General features: G+C 72.3%; 14 protein-coding genes. 3 read left to right on the top strand and 11 right to left on the bottom strand.

The features are described from left to right. Nucleotides 1–14: 14 nt before the first annotated feature. From HD593_RS18420 to argC, 6 genes are read right to left on the bottom strand one after another with little or no spacing between them, the layout of a single operon-like run. Complete coding sequence (locus tag HD593_RS18420) at nucleotides 15–521, bottom strand: arginine repressor (RefSeq protein ID WP_185103321.1); 507 nt, start codon at nucleotides 519–521, stop codon at nucleotides 15–17. Further along, the gene (gene argF, locus HD593_RS18415; RefSeq protein WP_185103320.1) at nucleotides 518–1,438 is read right to left on the bottom strand and encodes an ornithine carbamoyltransferase; all 921 of its coding nucleotides are present in this window, start codon (nucleotides 1,436–1,438) and stop codon (nucleotides 518–520) included. Before argF ends, HD593_RS18420 begins: the two co-directional genes overlap by 4 nt. Then, nucleotides 1,435–2,601, bottom strand: coding sequence for an acetylornithine transaminase (locus tag HD593_RS18410; protein ID WP_185103319.1), 1,167 nt, complete (start codon nucleotides 2,599–2,601; stop codon nucleotides 1,435–1,437). Before HD593_RS18410 ends, argF begins: the two co-directional genes overlap by 4 nt. After that, a complete protein-coding gene (argB, locus tag HD593_RS18405) occupies nucleotides 2,601–3,473 on the bottom strand; it encodes an acetylglutamate kinase (RefSeq protein ID WP_185103318.1) in 873 nt (290 codons plus the stop codon). The genes HD593_RS18410 and argB overlap by 1 nt, the downstream gene beginning before the upstream one ends. Next, nucleotides 3,470–4,621, bottom strand: coding sequence for a bifunctional glutamate N-acetyltransferase/amino-acid acetyltransferase ArgJ (argJ, locus tag HD593_RS18400; RefSeq protein ID WP_185103317.1), 1,152 nt, complete (start codon nucleotides 4,619–4,621; stop codon nucleotides 3,470–3,472). The genes argB and argJ overlap by 4 nt, the downstream gene beginning before the upstream one ends. Continuing rightward, on the bottom strand, nucleotides 4,618–5,640 hold the full coding sequence (gene argC / locus HD593_RS18395; protein ID WP_185103316.1) for an N-acetyl-gamma-glutamyl-phosphate reductase: 1,023 nt from the start codon (nucleotides 5,638–5,640) through the stop codon (nucleotides 4,618–4,620). Before argC ends, argJ begins: the two co-directional genes overlap by 4 nt. A 166-nt stretch (nucleotides 5,641–5,806) precedes the next feature. On the opposite strand from argC, the gene HD593_RS18390 reads away from it, so the two are divergent. Next, a complete protein-coding gene (locus HD593_RS18390; RefSeq protein ID WP_185103315.1) occupies nucleotides 5,807–6,337 on the top strand; it encodes a hypothetical protein in 531 nt (176 codons plus the stop codon). Nucleotides 6,338–6,346: 9 nt separating this feature from the next. Here the strand turns inward: HD593_RS18390 and HD593_RS18385 are convergent, their stop codons facing one another. From HD593_RS18385 to HD593_RS18365, 5 genes are all read right to left on the bottom strand, one after another. After that, nucleotides 6,347–8,389: a bifunctional aldolase/short-chain dehydrogenase gene (locus tag HD593_RS18385; RefSeq protein ID WP_185103314.1), complete on the bottom strand. Its 2,043-nt coding sequence runs from the start codon at nucleotides 8,387–8,389 to the stop codon at nucleotides 6,347–6,349. Nucleotides 8,390–8,395: 6 nt separating this feature from the next. Further along, nucleotides 8,396–9,547, bottom strand: a complete 1,152-nt coding sequence (gene rhaI / locus HD593_RS18380) for an L-rhamnose isomerase (protein WP_185103313.1) — start codon at nucleotides 9,545–9,547, stop codon at nucleotides 8,396–8,398. 10 nt (nucleotides 9,548–9,557) lie between these two features. Continuing rightward, nucleotides 9,558–9,875 (bottom strand): L-rhamnose mutarotase, encoded by a 318-nt coding sequence (locus HD593_RS18375; RefSeq protein ID WP_185103312.1) that lies wholly within the window; start codon nucleotides 9,873–9,875, stop codon nucleotides 9,558–9,560. Between the two features lie 131 nt (nucleotides 9,876–10,006). Beyond that, nucleotides 10,007–11,935 carry a beta-galactosidase gene (locus HD593_RS18370; protein WP_185103311.1) on the bottom strand — a complete coding sequence of 643 codons (1,929 nt, stop codon included), beginning with the start codon at nucleotides 11,933–11,935 and terminating at the stop codon, nucleotides 10,007–10,009. Between the two features lie 168 nt (nucleotides 11,936–12,103). Then, nucleotides 12,104–13,156: a Gfo/Idh/MocA family protein gene (locus HD593_RS18365; protein ID WP_312903538.1), complete on the bottom strand. Its 1,053-nt coding sequence runs from the start codon at nucleotides 13,154–13,156 to the stop codon at nucleotides 12,104–12,106. A gap of 138 nt (nucleotides 13,157–13,294) precedes the next feature. Between HD593_RS18365 and HD593_RS18360 the strand changes: the two genes are divergently transcribed. Together HD593_RS18360 and HD593_RS18355 are read left to right on the top strand one after the other, a co-directional pair. Continuing rightward, entirely contained in the window at nucleotides 13,295–14,296 is a 1,002-nt protein-coding gene (locus HD593_RS18360) for a LacI family DNA-binding transcriptional regulator (protein WP_185103309.1), read from the top strand. Next, a complete protein-coding gene (locus tag HD593_RS18355) occupies nucleotides 14,293–15,708 on the top strand; it encodes a rhamnulokinase (RefSeq protein WP_185103308.1) in 1,416 nt (471 codons plus the stop codon). Before HD593_RS18360 ends, HD593_RS18355 begins: the two co-directional genes overlap by 4 nt. The last annotated feature ends 9 nt before the right edge of the window (nucleotides 15,709–15,717 follow it).

Raw genomic sequence — 15,717 nt, 5'->3', positions numbered from 1 at the left:
GTCTCCAAAGTCTTCTAGCTTCGCCGGTCGGCGACCTTCAGCAGCGCCTCGGCGAGGGCCTGGCCGCCCGCCGGGTCGCGGCTGATCACGAGGATGGTGTCGTCGCCCGCGACCGTGCCGAGGATGGACTCCCAGTCGGCGTGGTCGATGGCCGAGGCGAGGAACTGCGCCGCGCCCGGCGGGGTGCGCACGATGACCAGGTTGGCCGAGGCCTCGGCGCCGACGAGCAGTTCCTCGGCGATGCGGTGCAGGCGGGCGGCCGGGCTCTCGCCGCTGCCCAGCCGGGTGAGCGGGATGCGGCCGCCGCCCTCGCCGGGCAGCGCGTAGACGAGGGAGCCGTCGTCGGCGCGCAGCTTGAGCGCGCCGAGCTCGTCGAGGTCACGCGAGAGCGTGGCCTGGGTGACCTCCACGCCGCTCTCGGCGAGCAGCTTGGCCAGCTCGGGCTGGGAGCGCACGGCCTTCCGCTCCAGCAGGTCGGTGATCTTCGCCTGCCGCGCGGCCTTGGTCATGGGGATGGTCATGTGCGCGAGACTAGCCAGTGCAGCAGGGCCTTCTGGGCGTGCAGCCGGTTCTCCGCCTGGTCCCACACCACGCTCCGCGGCCCGTCGAGCACCTCGGCGGTGATCTCGTAGCCGCGGTAGGCGGGCAGGCAGTGCAGCACGACGGCGTCGGGTGCCGCGTGTTCGAGCAGCTCGGAGTTCACCTGGTACGGCATGAGGGCGGTCACCCGTTCCTCCTTGCCGTCCTGGCCCATCGAAACCCACGTGTCGGTGGCGATCACGTGCGCCCCCTGGGCGGCGGCCACCGGGTCCGTCAGCGCCACCACCGATCCGCCGGTCTTCGCGGCGATGGCGGCGGCCTGGTCGAGGATGACCGCGTCGGGCTGGTAGCCGGCCGGGGCGGCGATGCGTACGTGCATGCCGGCCGTGGCGCCGCCGAGCAGGTAGGAGTGGGCCATGTTGTTGGCGCCGTCGCCCACGTAGGTGAACGTGATCCCGGCGGTGCGGCCCAGCCGCTCCTGGACGGTCTGCAGGTCGGCCAGGATCTGGCAGGGGTGGAACTCGTCGGTGAGCGCGTTGACGACCGGCACCCGCGAGTGGGCGGCCATCTCGTCGATCAGCTCCTGGCCGGTGGTGCGCCAGACGATGGCGGCCACCTGCCGGTCGAGCACCCGGGCGAGGTCGGCGGGCGGCTCGCCGCGGCCCATGAGGACCGAGACGTTGTCGACGATCAGCGGCAGGCCGCCGAGCTCGCCGATGCCGGTGTGGAAGGAGACGCGCGTCCTGGCCGACGGCTTGTCGAACAGGACGGCGACGGTCTGCGGGCCCTCGAAGGGGCGGTAGCCGAACCGGTCCTTCTTCATCGCGGCGGCCAGGTCGAGCACCTCCGCCTGCTCGGCGGGGGTCAGGTCGTCGTCGCGGAGGAAATGCCTGGTCACTTGGAAGCCTCCGCCAGGATCGCGGGGAACGCGGTCACGAACGCGTCCACCTCGCCGGCCGTCACGATCAGCGGGGGTGCGATGCGTACGACGTCGGGCTGCAGGGCGTTGACCAGGAAGCCGGCGTTCGCGGCGGCCTGCTGGACCTCGGCCGAGCGGGGCTCGGCCAGCACGGCGCCCAGCCAGAGTCCGCGCCCGCGCACGGCCTTGAGCAGCGGCTCCCGGACGGACTCCAGCCCGCCGCGCAGCCGCGCGGAGACCGTCTTGACGTGGTCGAGGTCCAGGGTGTCGAGCACGGCCAGCGCCGCGGCGCAGGAGACCGGGTTGCCGCCGAACGTCGAGCCGTGGTCGCCCTTCTCGAACAGCTTGCCCGCGTCGCCGAAGCCGATGCAGGCGCCGATCGGCAGCCCGCCGCCCAGGCCCTTGGCCAGGGTGAGGATGTCGGGGGTGACGCCGTCGGCCTGGTGGGCGAACCAGTGGCCGCTGCGGCCGATGGCCGACTGGATCTCGTCGGCCACCAGCAGCGCGCCGGTCGAGTCGCAGATCTCGCGGGCCGCCTCGAAGTAGCCCTCGGGCGGCGGCACCACGCCGGCCTCGCCCTGGGTGGGCTCCAGGAAGACCGCGATGCAGTCGCCGGTCACGGTCTCCTTGAGCGCGTCGGCGTCGCCGTAGGGGACGAAGCGGACGGGCACGGGGAACGGGCCGAACTGGTCGCGGATCGCCTTCTTGCCTGTCAGGGACAGGGCGCCGATCGTGCGGCCGTGGAAGCCGTTCTCGGCGGCCACGAAGTAGGAGCGGCCCTCGCGCCTGCCGTACTTGAGCGCGAGCTTGTAGGCGGCCTCGTTGGCTTCGGTGCCGGAGTTGGACAGGAAGACCCTGGCGGGGGCGTCGAGCAGGGCGCGCAGCCGCTCGGCCAGCAGCACCTCGGGCTCGTGCAGGAACAGGTTGCTGGTGTGCGCGATGGTGGCGACCTGCCTGGAGACGGCCTCGACCAGGGCGGGGTGGGCGTGGCCGAGCGAGCTGGTCGCGATGCCGGCGATGAAGTCGAGGTACTCCTTGCCGTCCACGTCCCACACGCGGGAGCCCTCGCCTCGTGCCAGGGCGACCGGGGGGACGCCGTAGTTGGGCATGAAGGCGCTTTCGAACCTTTCGAACAGGCTCATCAGGGCATCACCATCGTTCCGATTCCTTCATTGGTGAAGATCTCCAGCAGCAGGGAGTGGGGCACGCGGCCGTCGAGGACGTGGGCCTGCGGCACCCCGCCCTGCACGGCCGTCAGGCACGCCTCCATCTTCGGCACCATGCCGCTGGACAGTGTGGGCATCATGGCTTCGAGCTCGTCGGCGGTGAGCAGGTCGATGACGTCGGTGTCGTCGGGCCAGTTGGCGTACAGGCCCTCCACGTCGGTCAGCACGATCAGCTTATGGGCCTGGAGCGCCACGGCCAGCGCGGCGGCGGCGGTGTCGGCGTTGACGTTGTAGATCTCTCCGTCGTCGCCCCTGGCCACGCTGGAGATGACCGGGATGCGGCCGTTGTCGAGCAGGGCGTTGACGGCGCCGGGATCGACCTTGATGATCTCGCCGACCTGGCCGATGTCGACCGGCTGCCCGTCCACGATGGCGTGCTTGCGCACGGCCGTGAACAGGTGGGCGTCCTCGCCGGACATGCCGACCGCGAACGGGCCGTGCCGGTTGACCAGGCCCACGATGTCGCGGTTGACCTGCCCCGTGAGCACCATCCTGACGACCTGCATGGCCTCGGGCGTGGTGACCCGGAGGCCGGCGGTGAACGTGGACTGGATGCCCGCCTTGTCCAGCGCGCTGCTGATCTGCGGGCCGCCGCCGTGCACGACGACCGGGCGCAGGCCGGCGTGGTGCAGGAAGACGACGTCCTCGGCGAAGCCCTCCTTGAGAGCCTCCTCCGTCATGGCGTTGCCGCCGTACTTGATGACGACGGTCGCGCCGTGGAAGCGGGTCAGCCAGGGCAGCGCCTCGATCAGCGCCTCGGCCTTGGTCTGCGCCGTGATCAGCCTCATGAGGAGTACGCCGAGTTCTCGTGGACGTAGTCGGCCGTCAGGTCGGTGGTGTGGACGGTCGCGGTGTGCGGGCCGGCCGACAGGTCGATGGTGATCGTCACGTCGCGGGGGCGCATGTCCACCTTGGACCGGTCGTCGCCGACCGCGCCGCCGCGGCAGATCCAGATGCCGTTGATGGCCACGTTGAGCCGGTCGGGCTCGAACTCCGCGTCGGTGGTGCCGACGGCGGCCAGGACGCGGCCCCAGTTGGGGTCCTCGCCGTGGATGGCGCACTTGAGCAGGTTGGAACGGGCCACCGAGCGGCCGACCTTGACCGCGTCGTCCTCGGAGGCGGCGCCGACCACCTCGATGGCGATGGCCTTGGAGGCGCCCTCGGCGTCCACCAGGAGCTGCCTGGCCAGGTCGGCGCAGACGTCGGTGACCCGCTGCTCGAACTCGGCCAAGTCGGGCTTGACCCCGGCGGCGCCGCTGGCCAGCAGCAGCACGGTGTCGTTGGTGGACATGCAGCCGTCGGTGTCGAGCCGGTCGAACGTCACCGAGGTGGCCTTGCGCAGCGTGGCGTCGAGCTGCTCGCCGGTCAGGTCGGCGTCGGTGGTGATCACGCAGAGCATGGTGGCCAGGGCCGGGGCGAGCATGCCGGCGCCCTTGGCCATGCCGCCGACCATGTAGCCGGTGCCGCGTTTGAAGGAGATCTTGGAGACGGTGTCGGTGGTGCGGATGGCGTCGGCGGCGGCCAGGCCGCCGTCGCGGGAGAGCTGGCCGGCGGCGGTCTCGATGCCGGACAGCAGCTCGTCCATCGGCAGCCGCTCGCCGATCAGGCCGGTGGAGCAGACCGCGATCTCACCCGCGGAGTCCTCCAGCGCCGCGGCGACCTTCTCGGCCGTGGCGTGGGTGTCCTGGAAGCCCTCCGGCCCGGTGCACGCGTTGGCTCCGCCGGAGTTGAGCACCACCGCTCGCAGTCGCCCGCCCGCGAGGACCTGCTGCGACCACAGCACGGGCGCGGCCTTCACGCGGTTGGCGGTGAAGACGCCCGCGGCGGCGCGGCTGGGCCCGTCGTTGACGACGAGGGCCAGGTCACGGGCGCCGCCGGACTTGATTCCTGCGGCGACACCCGCGGCCCGGAAACCCAGGGGGGCGGTAACACTCATGGAGCAACTCCTGTCGTGGGGAGGCCGAGCTCTTCCGGCAGGCCGAGGGCGAGGTTCACGCTCTGCAGGGCGCCCCCGGCGGTGCCCTTGGTGAGGTTGTCGATGGCGATGACGGCGACCACGCGGTTCGCGCGCGGGTCGAGCGTCACCTGCAGCGCCGCGGTGTTGGCGCCGTACGTCATGGAGGTGGCGGGCCAGACGCCCTCGGGCAGGAGGTGGACGAACGGCTCGTCCTTCAGCGCGACCTCGTACGCCGCCCGCAGCGACTCCCCGGTGACACCGGGCGCGGCGGGGGCGGAGCAGGTGGCCAGGATGCCACGGCTCATGGGGACCAGGGTCGGGGTGAACGACACCCGTACGGGCGTGCCCGCGACGGCCGACAGGCCCTGCTCCATCTCGGGGGTGTGCCGGTGGACGCCGCCGACGCCGTACGCGCTGACGGAGCCCATGACCTCGCTGCCGAGCAGGTTCGGCTTGAGCGACTTGCCGGCGCCGCTGGTGCCGCTGGCGGCCACCACGACCACGTCGGGCGCGGCCAGGCCGGCGGCGAACGCGGGGGTCAGGGCGAGCAGGACGGAGGTCGGGTAGCAGCCGGGCACGGCGATGCGCCTGGCGCCCTTGAGGAGGTCGCGCTGGCCGGGCAGCTCGGGCAGGCCGTAGGGCCAGGTGCCGGCGTGCTCGCCGCCGTAGAACTCCTGCCAGGCGGCGGGGTCGGTGAGCCGGTGGTCGGCGCCGCAGTCGACCACGATCGTGTCCTCGCCCAGCTGCGCGGCGACGGCGGCGGAGTGGCCGTGCGGCAGCGCCAGGAAGACCACGTCGTGGCCGGCGAGCGCGGCGGGCGTGGTGTCCTCGATGACCCGGTCGGCGAGCTGCGGCAGGTGCGGCTGGTGGGCGCCGAGGCGGCTGCCGGCGCTGGAGGCGGCGGTGAGCGCGCCGATCTCGAACTCGGGATGGCCGAGCAGGAGGCGGAGCAGCTCCCCTCCCGCGTAGCCGCTGGCTCCCGCGACCGCTGCTCTCATTCCACCCCTCCTGAATGCATGTTTATGCATCATAGCTCATGACCTTGCTTGTGAAGATAATGCACTCTAGAGGATGGACATGCAAGCCAGCGCGGCCTCACCGCTCGCATCGTGAGACTTGTCACCTGCAGGTGAGCTCCAAGACGGGGGCATCAGGATGGAGGCCATGACCGAGTTCTTGTCCGAAATCCGGCCTGCCACACGTGGAAGAGGCCCCGGCCCGTGGGGACGGGTGATCCTCGTCCTGCTCTGGCTCGCGGTCTGCCTCATGCCGGTGCCGCTCGCCGTGAACAGCCTGGAGCTGGCCACCGGGCGGGTGGGCACGCCGGGCACGCTGCGCGTGGTCTGGTGCGAGGCCCTGGGCGAGGGGCGCTACGACTGCCGGGGCTGGTTCACGCCTGACGGCGGCGACACGCCCGTGGAGGTGGCCGCGTCGCCCGACTCCGAGCCGGGGGACGTGATGCGGGCGCAGCTCACTCCGGCGGGCGACCGGGCCGTGCCCGCCGGCCCGAAGGGCGTGCTCGCGGCGCTGTCCCTGCCGGGGATGGGGCTGGCCGGGCTGGGATTCCTGCCGTACGTCGTCCTGTACTGGCTGGGGGCGCGCAGGGGGCGCCGGGCCGCCGTGACCGGAGGGATCCTGGTCACGGCGGCCGGGGTGGTGCTGATGGTCAGCGGTCTGGTGGCCGCCTATGTCTAGCGCCTATTCCTAGCGCAGGAAGGCGGCGGCGACGCCGGCGTCCACCGGGACGTGCAGGCCGGTGGTGTGGGTCAGGTCGCTGCCGGTGAGCGCGAAGACCGCGTTGGCCACGTGCTCGGGCAGGACCTCGCGCTTGAGCAGGGTGCGCTGGGCGTAGAACTCGCCGAGCCTCTCCTCCTCGACCCCGTACACGGCCGCGCGGTTGGCGCCCCAGCCGGAGGCGAAGATGCCGGAGCCGCGTACGACGCCGTCGGGGTTGACGCCGTTGACGCGGATGCCGTGGGCGCCCAGCTCGGCCGCCAGCAGGCGCACCTGGTGGGCCTGGTCGGCCTTGGCGGCGCCGTAGGCGACGTTGTTCGGGCCGGCGAAGACGGAGTTCTTGGAGGAGATGTAGACGATGTCGCCGCCCATGGCCTGGTCGATCATGACCTTGGCCGTCTCGCGGGAGACCAGGAACGAGCCGCGCGCCATCACGTCGTGCTGCAGGTCCCAGTCGGCCAGCGTGGTCTCCAGGAGCGCGCGCGACAGCGACAGGCCGGCGTTGTTGACGACCAGGTCGACGCCGCCGAAGGCGAGCACGCCCGCGCGTACCGCGGCGGTGATCTGCTCCTCCGACGTGACGTCCACCCCGACCGCCACGGCGACGTCCGAGACGCGGTACGCGCCCGCGCCAATCTCGGCGGCCACCTTCTCAGCCGCGCCCAGGTCGCGGTCGGCCACGATCACGCAGGCGCCCTCGGCGGCCAGCCGGCGGGCGGTGGCCGCGCCGATGCCCGAGCCGCCGCCGGTCACCAGCGCGACCCTGGTGGCCAGGGGCTTGGGCTTGGGCATGCGGCGGAGCTTGGCCTCCTCCAGCTCCCAGTACTCGATGCGGAACTTCTCCGACTCGGGGATGGGGGCGTAGGCGGAGACGGACTCGGCACCGCGCATGACGTTGATGGCGTTGACGTAGAACTCGCCGGCCACGCGGGCGGTCTGCTTGTCCTTGCCGAAGGAGAACATGCCGACGCCCGGCACCAGCACGATCGCCGGGTCCGCGCCCCGGATGGCCGGGGAGTCGGGGGTGGCGTGCCGCTCGTAGTAGGCGGTGTACTCCTCGCGGTAGGCCGCGTGCAGCTCGCGCAGCCGCTCGGCGGCCTGCTCCAGCGGCGCGTCCGGCGGCAGGTCCAGCACCAGCGGCGCGACCTTGGTGCGCAGGAAGTGGTCGGGGCAGGACGTGCCCAGCGCGGCGAGCCTCGGGTGCTCGGCGCGGGAGACGAAGTCGAGCACCTCGGGGGTGTCGGTGTAGTGGCCGACCATGCGCAGGTCGGTCGAGGCCAGGCCGCGGATCAGCGGGAACAGCGCCGCGGCCCGCTCGTGCCGCTCGGCCTCCGGCAGCGTGTCGTGGACGACCGCGCCGAACGGGTCGGGGCGGCTGTGCTCGGCCAGGTACGCCTCCGCGGTACGGATGATCTCCAGCGAGCGGGCCTCGCACTCCTCGGAGGTCTCGCCCCACGCGGTGATGCCGTGGCCGCCCAGGATGCAGCCGATGGCCTGCGGGTTCGCCTCCTTGATGGCGGCGATGTCCAGGCCGAGCTGGAAGCCGGGACGGCGCCACGGCACCCACACGACCCGGTCGCCGAAGACGCGCCCGGTCAGCTCCTCGCCGTCGGCGGCGGTGGCGATCGCGATGCCCGCGTCGGGGTGCAGGTGGTCGACGTGGCCGGCCTCGACCAGGCCGTGCATGGCGGTGTCGATGGACGGCGCGGCGCCGCCCTTGCCGTGCAGGCAGTAGTCGAACGCGGCGACCATCTCGTCCTCGCGCTCGACGCCCGGGTAGACGCCCTTGAGCGCGCGCAGCCGGTCGAGCCGCAGCACGGCGAGGCCGGCCTGCTTCAGCGTGCCGAGGTCGCCGCCGGAGCCCTTGACCCACAGCAGCTCGACGTCCTCCCCGGTGACGGGGTCGGGCTCGGTGCCCTTGGCCGAGGTGTTGCCGCCCGCGAAGTTGGTGTTGCGCGGGTCGGCGCCCAGGCGGTGGGAGCGGTCGAGGAGTTCCTTGATGACGTTGGACATGATGCTTCAGGCCCCCCAGCCGGCCTGGTTGCCGCCGACGCGCTCGGCGGCGATCTTCTCGAAGTATCCGGACTTGGCGTAGGCGGCCATCGGGTCGGGCGCCAGGCCCTGCTCCTCGCGCAGCTCGGCGAGCAGCGGCCGCACGTCGGTGTTGTAGGCGTCCATCAGGACGGCGTTGGCGCCCAGCACGTCGCCCTCGTTCTGCGCGGCGCTCAGCGCGTCGCGGTCCACGAGCAGGGCCTTGGCGGTGGCCTCCTGCACGTTCATGACCGAGCGGATCTGGCCCGGGATCTTGGGCTCGATGTTGTGGCACTGGTCGAGCATGAACGCGACCTCGTCGGTGAACCCGCCGCCCCTGATGACCTCGTACATGATGCGGAAGAGCTGGAACGGGTCCGCCGCGCCCACCATGAGGTCGTCGTCGGCGTAGAAGCGGGAGTTGAAGTCGAAGCCGCCGAGCTTGCCGTCCCGCAGGAGGAAGGCCACGATGAACTCGATGTTGGTGCCCGGGGCGTGGTGGCCGGTGTCCACGACGACCTGCGCCTTGGGGCCGAGCTTGACGCAGTGCGCGTAGGCGGTGCCCCAGTCGGGCACGTCGGTGGCGTAGAAGGCGGGCTCGAACAGCTTGTACTCCAGCAGGAACCGCTGGCCCTCGCCCAGGCGGCCGTAGACCTCGGCCAGCGACTCGGCCAGCCGGTCCTGGCGGGACCTGATGTCGTCCTGGCCGGGGTAGTTGATGCCGTCGGAGAACCACAGCTTCAGCGTGTCGCTGCCGGTGGCGTCCATGATGTCGACGCACTCGAGCAGGTGGTCGGTGGCCTTGCGGCGCACCCGCGCGTCGGGGTGGGTGACGCTGCCCAGCTTGTAGTCGTCGTCCTGGAAGACGTTGGAGTTGATCGCGCCGATTCCCACGCCCAGCTCGCGGGCGTGGCGGGCCAGGTCGGCGTAGTCGTCCACCTTGTCCCACGGGATGTGCAGGGCGACCGTCGGGGCGATGCCGGTGTAGGCGTGCACCTGGGCGGCGTCGGCCAGCTTCTCGTACGGGTCGCGCGGCACGCCCTGCTGGGCGAACACCTTGAACCGGGTGCCGCTGTTGCCGTAGGCCCAGGACGGTGTCTCGATGCGCTGCGACCGCAGCGCGGCCTTGATGTCAGTCATTACTCCCCGATCAATCCAGGTGGAACACTTCGGTCAGCGGGACCATGCCCTCGTCGGGGCGGCCGTCGAGGCCCTCGAAGAACGGCGCCATCTCGGCCTGCCAGCGGGCGTTGACCTCGGTCCCGGCCATCGCCTGCTGTGCGGCCTCGAAGTCCTCGGTCTCCAGGTATCCCACGAGGAGGCCGTCGTCCCTGAGGAAGAGCGAGTAGTTGTGCCAGCCGGTGCGCGACAGCGCCTCTCGCATCTCCGGCCAGACCGCGCGGTGGCGTTCGCGGTACTCCGCCAGCCGCTCTGGGCGGACTTTCAGCAGGAAGCAGACGCGTTGCACTGACACTCCCTTCAAAACGTTTTAATCCTTCGTGCAGGAAACTATGATTACTGGTGCTCGCTGTCAATGGACCGGTGCTCCCCCCGATGCCCTGGCCGAACCGGATCGGGAGCATGACACGTTTTAACAGCTCAGCCGGGGATCACCACGGCGTCGCCGGCCGCGACGGTGACCGTGCCGCCCTCCGCGGTCGTGACGGTGGCGTCCTCGGCGGTGTGGTTGACGGCGAACAGGAAGGAGCGCCCGTCCGGGTGCGAGCGCCGTACGACCTCGACCCCCGGCACGCCCGCGGCCTCCGGCCGTACCCCCGCCTCGCGGCAGGCCGTGGCGAGGACCTCGGCGAGCGCGGCGTCGTCGAGCAGGGTGGTCAGGTAGTGCGCCGAGCCGTCGCCGAACTCGTTGCGCGTCCAGGCGGGCTCACCAGTCGCGTACGTGTCGAGCACCTTGGCGGTGGTGACCCGCGCAGCCTCGCTCCACACGCCGCCGGTCGCGCCCGAGGCCAGCCTGATCGGCGCGTCGAGCGGGAAGAACTCCTCGACGCTCACCCCGAGCAGGTCCCGCCAGGCGCCCGGGTAGCCGCCCAGCCGGACCCGGTCGTGCTCGTCCACGATCCCGCTGTACGGGCCCACGACCACGACCCCGCCCCGCCGGGCGAACTCCTCCAGGTTGGCCGCCCCCGCGTCGCTCACCAGGTAGAGCTGCGGCACCACGACCAGGCGGTACCCGCTCAGGTCCCCCTCGGGGCGGGCCACGTCGCAGGTGACGCCGGCCCGCCACAGCGCGGCGTGCCAGCGCTTGGCCTCCTCCACCGGGTCCAGCTCCGAGGTGGGCTGGGCGGGGTGGTCCTGCGCCCACACGCTGGAGTGGTCGAGGAGCAGGGCGACGTCGGCCTTGACCGTGCTGCCGGCCACGCCGGACAGCCCCGCCAGCTCGGCCCCGAGCGCCACCACCTCGCGCCAGATCTTGGTGTCGGTGCCGGCGTGCGGCAGCATCGCCGAGTGCCACTTCTCGGCGCCCGCCCGCGACTGGCGCCACTGGAAGAACATGATCCCGTCCGCGCCCCTGGCCAGGTGCTGGAGCGAGTTGCGGCGCAGCTCGCCCGGGGTCTTGGCGAGGTTGCGCGGCTGCCAGTTGACCGCGCTGGTGGAGTGCTCCATGAGCAGCCACGGCCGGCCGCCGCCCAGCGAGCGGGCGTAGTCGGCGGCGAAGGCCAGGTCGATGTGGCGCTCGCGGCGGGCGCCGATCAGGTAGTGGTCGGTGGAGACGACGTCCAGCTCGGCGGCGAAGGCCCAGCAGTCCATGTCCCAGTGGGCGCCGGCCATCAGATTGGTGGTGGCGGGCACGTCGGGGGTGAGCCGCTTGAGCAGGTCGCGTTCGGCGACGTACAGCTCGACCAGCGCGTCGGAGCTGAACCTGCGGAAGTCGAGCTGCTGGCCCGGGTTCGGGAAGCTGGGGGTGGCGCGGGGCGGCAGGATCTGCGCCCAGTCGCTGTAGCGCTGCGACCAGAACGCGGTGCCCCACGCCTCGTTGAGCGCGTCCAGCGAGGAGTAGCGGGTGCGCAGCCAGGCGCGGAAGGCGGCGGCCGAGGTGTCGCAGTAGCAGCGGGCGTTGTGGCAGCCGTACTCGTTGTGCACGTGCCACAGGGCCAGCGCCGGGTGATCGCGGTAGCGCAGCGCCACCTGCTCGGCGATGCGCAGGGCCTTCTCGCGGTAGATGGGCGAGCTGGGGCAGAAGCCCTGCCTGCTGCCGTGGTACAGGCGCCGCCCGTCGGCGTCCACGGGCAGCGCCTGCGGGTAGGCGTCGGAGAACCACGGCGGCGGGGAGGCGGTGGGCGTGGCGAGGTTGGCGCCGATCCCGTTCTCGGCCAGCAGGTCCATCACCCGGTCGAACCAGCCGAAGTCGAACACGCCCTCGACGGGCTCGAGCGACGACCAGGAGAAGATCCCGACGCTGACCCGGTTGACGCCGGCCTCGCGCATCAGCGCGACGTCCTGCTCCCACGTCTCCTCGGGCCACTGCTCGGGATTCCAGTCCCCGCCGTACGCGATGCCATCCGGCATGAATGTCTGCCTTTCGAGATCTGTTAGCGCTCACAGTCCGTTACGTCTGTGTTTACGGGGGATTAAAACGTTCCGGCATCGCAACGCACAAGACCCGTGGCGCCCTGGCGAGCCGTCCGGGCAGATCAGCGGGGGTGTTTCGGCGGCGGGCCGGGAGCGCCTTCCGGCTCAGGACTCACCGGCGGCGAAGAACGTTTCAACGCCGCCGTCGAGCCGGTGGTAGAACGGGCTGTCCGCGGTGATCTCCTTCCGCAGCACCGGGCGGCCGGTGAAGGCGGAGGCGTACAGGCCGGTGACGAACTCCATGGCCCGCCTGGCGTCCGCGCCCGAGGCCGGCGGGCGCTCGCCGCGCTCGTAGGCGTCCAGCAGCAGGCCGAGCTGGGTGGCGTGGCTGCTGGGGACGTCCTCGGGCGGGCTCCACAGCGGCGAGGTGGAGGTCCAGTCGGCGTTGCCGTAGCCGTACAGGTGGCGCAGCTCCACCGTGGCGTCGGCGAAGTCGAAGCGCAGGTAGCTCTCCTCGCGCGGCGACAGCACGCTGGTGACGACCGAGCCCATGGCTCCGTTCTCGAAGCGCACCATGGCCAGCGACACGTCCTCGGTCTCGATCGGCCGGTCCAGCCGCCCGGCCATGGCCCTGACCTCCGCCCAGTCGCCGAACACCGACAACATCAGGTCCATCTGGTGCACCCCGTGCAGCACCGTCGTGCCGCCGCCCTCGGTGGCCCACTTGCCGCGGTACGGCACCGAGTAGTACTCCTCGCCCCGATGCCAGGTCGTCTGGCACAGCGCCAGCATCGGGCGGCCCAGCGCCCCGCCCAGCGCGCGCAGGTGCCCGGCGCCGGAGCCGAAGCGCTGCTGGTAGACGACCGACAGGTACGGCCCGCCCGCGCCCTCGGCCGCCGCCATCCGGTCCAGCTCGGCCAGCGAGAGCGCGGCCGGCTTCTCGCACCACACCCACGCCCCCGCCGACAGGGCCTCGATTGCCTGGTCCACGTGCAGGTACGGCGGCGTGCAGACGATCACCAGGTCGGGGCGCTCGGCGGCGAGCAGATCCCCCAGGTCGGCGTACACCGCCGCGTTGCCGCCGGCGAGCGTGCGGGCCCTGCTCTCGTCCACGTCCGCCACGGCCACCAGCTCGACCCGGTCGCGGTGGGCCCGCAGGGCGGGCACGTGGCTGTGCGCGGCGATGGCGCCGGCCCCTACGATGGCAGCGCGGATCACGAGCGCCCCCTCTTGTAGAAACGTTTTACTCCCGGCGCGCGACGTTAGGCGGCGTCTCCCGGCCATGTCAACGCGAATCTGCGGCCCACCGGCGCCGCGACTGGCGCACTCTCCGTTAGTACGTTTTAATTTAGCTTCATGGCCATGGTCAGCATCAAGGACGTCGCCGCACACGCCGGCGTCTCCCCGGGCACGGTCTCCAACGTACTGAACCGGCCCGGCAAAGTCGCCCCCGCGACGCGCGAGCGGGTGGAGGCGGCCATCAGCGAGCTGGGGTTCGTCCGTCACGGCTCCGCCTCCACGCTGCGCGCGGGGCACAGCAGGACGATCGGCCTGAGCGTGATCGACATCGGCAACCCGTTCTTCACCGAGGTCGCCGCCGGGGTCGAGGACGTCGCCAGCGAGCTGGGGTACGCCGTCATCCTCGGCAACTCCGCCGGGTCGCAGGACAAGGAGGAGCGCAACCTGCGGGTGCTGGCCGAGCAGCGGGTGCGCGGCGTGCTGATCACCCCGTCGGGCGAGGACCCCGGCAGGCTCGACCGGCTGCGCGAGCACGGCATCAGCGTGGTGCTGGTGGACCATCCGGCGCACCGGCCCGACCAGTGCGCGGTGGCCGTGGACGACGTCGCGGGCGGCCGGGCGGCCGTGGCGCACCTGCTGTCCAAGGGCGCGCGCACCGTCGCGTACGTGACGGGCCCGCTGACCATCCGCCAGTGCGTGGAGCGCTGCGAGGGCGCCAAGGTCGCGATGCGCGCGGCCGGGCTGGACCCCGCCGACCTGCGGGTGGCGGAGGCCGCGACGATGACGGCCCGCGCGGGCGAGAAGGCCGCCGCGGACCTGATCGCCGACGGCCTGCCCGAGGCCGTCTTCTGCGCCAACGACCTGCTGGCGCTGGGCGTGCTGCGCGCGCTGCTGCGCTCGGGGGTGCGGGTGCCCGAGGACGTGGCGCTGATGGGCTACGACGACATCGACTTCGCCGCCGCCTCCACCGTGTCGCTCAGCTCGATGCGCCAGCCCACGTACCAGCTCGGCCGCATCGCCACCGAGCTGCTGCTGGACGAGTGCGACAACCCCGACACGCACGCGCACCAGCACATCATGTTCCAGCCGGAGCTCGTCGCCAGGGAGTCCACCCAATGAGCCGCCGTTTCGCCGCCGTCGACCTGGGCGCCTCCAGCGGCCGGGTGATGCTGGCCGACCTGTCCGGCGGGCTGAGCCTGACCGAGGCGCACCGCTTCCCGAACGGCCCGGTCCGCGTCGGCGGCCGCCTCTACTGGGACATCCTCGGCCTCTACCGCGAGATCCTCGCCGGGTTGCGCGCGGCGGGCCCGGTCTCCTCCATCGGCGTGGACTCGTGGGCGGTGGACTACGCGCTGCTCGACGAGTCGGGCGCCATGCTGGGCAACCCCGTGCACTACCGCGACGACCGCACGGCCGGCGTGGCGGAGCGGGTGGCCGGGTCGGTCGGGGCGGAGGCCCTGTACGAGGTGTCGGGGCTGCAGGTCCTGCCGTTCAACACGATCTACCAGCTCCTGGCGGAGCCGCGGCTCGGCGACGCGGCGACGATGCTGATGATCCCCGACCTGATCGGCTACTGGCTGACCGGCGAGGCGGGCGCCGAGGTGACCAACGCCTCCACCACGGGCCTGCTGGACGTGCGCACCCGCGAGTGGGCGTTACCGCTGATCGAGCGGCTCGGTCTGCCGGCGGGCCTCTTCCCGCCGCTGCGGCAGCCCGGCGACGCGGTCGGCGGGCTGCGCAGGGACGTGGCCGGGGAGATCGGCTGGTCGGCGCCCGTGCGCGCGGTCGGCTCGCACGACACCGCCTCGGCGGTGGCCGCGGTGCCCGCCACCGGCCCCGCCTTCGCCTTCGTCTCGTGCGGCACCTGGTCGCTGGCCGGGGTGGAGCTGCCCGGCCCGGTGCTCACCCCCGAGAGCCGTGCCGCGAACTTCACCAACGAGGCCGGTATCGACGGCACCGTCCGCTACCTGCGCAACGTCATGGGCCTGTGGCTGCTGCAGGAGTGCCTGCGCGCCTGGCCGGGCTCCGACCTGGGCGAGCTGCTGAAGGCCGCGGCGGCCGAGCGGCCGTTCGCCGCCGTGGTGAACCCGGACGAGCCCGCGTTCCTGCCGCCGGGCGACATGCCGGCCAGGATCGCCGCCGAGTGCCGCCGCACCGGCCAGCGGCCGCCCGCCTCCCCCGCCGCGTACGTGCGGTGCGTGCTGGAGAGCCTGGCGCTCGGGCACCGGCTGGCCGTACGGCAGGCGATGGAGCTGTCGGGCCGCGACGTCGAGGTGGTCCACCTGGTGGGCGGCGGGTCGCGGAACGAGCTGCTGTGCCAGTTCACCGCCGACGCGTGCGGGCTGCCGGTGGTGGCGGGGCCCGGGGAGGCGACCACGTTCGGCAACGTGCTGGTGCAGGCGCGGGCGGCCGGGCTGGTGTCGGACCTCGCGGAGATGCGCGCGCTGGTCGCCGCCTCGCGGCCGCTGCGCCGCTACGAGCCGTCCGGTGACCGCGCCGCCTGGGACGAGGCGGCCTCCCGGGTGTTCTGACCTGCCGGT

It is taken from the genome of Nonomuraea rubra, from assembly GCF_014207985.1.
GTDB classification, from domain to species: domain Bacteria; phylum Actinomycetota; class Actinomycetes; order Streptosporangiales; family Streptosporangiaceae; genus Nonomuraea; species Nonomuraea rubra.
This window is presented reverse-complemented; position numbering and strand designations above follow the sequence as displayed.

What these genes read in the sequence shown, in the direction of transcription:
- HD593_RS18420 (WP_185103321.1), bottom strand. Translation starts at nt 521, where the DNA reads ATGACCATCCCCATGACCAAGGCCGCGCGGCAGGCGAAGATCACCGAC.
- HD593_RS18410 (WP_185103319.1), bottom strand. Translation starts at nt 2,601, where the DNA reads ATGAGCCTGTTCGAAAGGTTCGAAAGCGCCTTCATGCCCAACTACGGC.
- argB (WP_185103318.1), bottom strand. Translation starts at nt 3,473, where the DNA reads ATGAGGCTGATCACGGCGCAGACCAAGGCCGAGGCGCTGATCGAGGCG.
- argJ (WP_185103317.1), bottom strand. Translation starts at nt 4,621, where the DNA reads ATGAGTGTTACCGCCCCCCTGGGTTTCCGGGCCGCGGGTGTCGCCGCA.
- argC (WP_185103316.1), bottom strand. Translation starts at nt 5,640, where the DNA reads ATGAGAGCAGCGGTCGCGGGAGCCAGCGGCTACGCGGGAGGGGAGCTG.
- HD593_RS18390 (WP_185103315.1), top strand. Translation starts at nt 5,807, where the DNA reads ATGACCGAGTTCTTGTCCGAAATCCGGCCTGCCACACGTGGAAGAGGC.
- HD593_RS18385 (WP_185103314.1), bottom strand. Translation starts at nt 8,389, where the DNA reads ATGTCCAACGTCATCAAGGAACTCCTCGACCGCTCCCACCGCCTGGGC.
- rhaI (WP_185103313.1), bottom strand. Translation starts at nt 9,547, where the DNA reads ATGACTGACATCAAGGCCGCGCTGCGGTCGCAGCGCATCGAGACACCG.
- HD593_RS18370 (WP_185103311.1), bottom strand. Translation starts at nt 11,935, where the DNA reads ATGCCGGATGGCATCGCGTACGGCGGGGACTGGAATCCCGAGCAGTGG.
- HD593_RS18360 (WP_185103309.1), top strand. Translation starts at nt 13,295, where the DNA reads ATGGCCATGGTCAGCATCAAGGACGTCGCCGCACACGCCGGCGTCTCC.
- HD593_RS18355 (WP_185103308.1), top strand. Translation starts at nt 14,293, where the DNA reads ATGAGCCGCCGTTTCGCCGCCGTCGACCTGGGCGCCTCCAGCGGCCGG.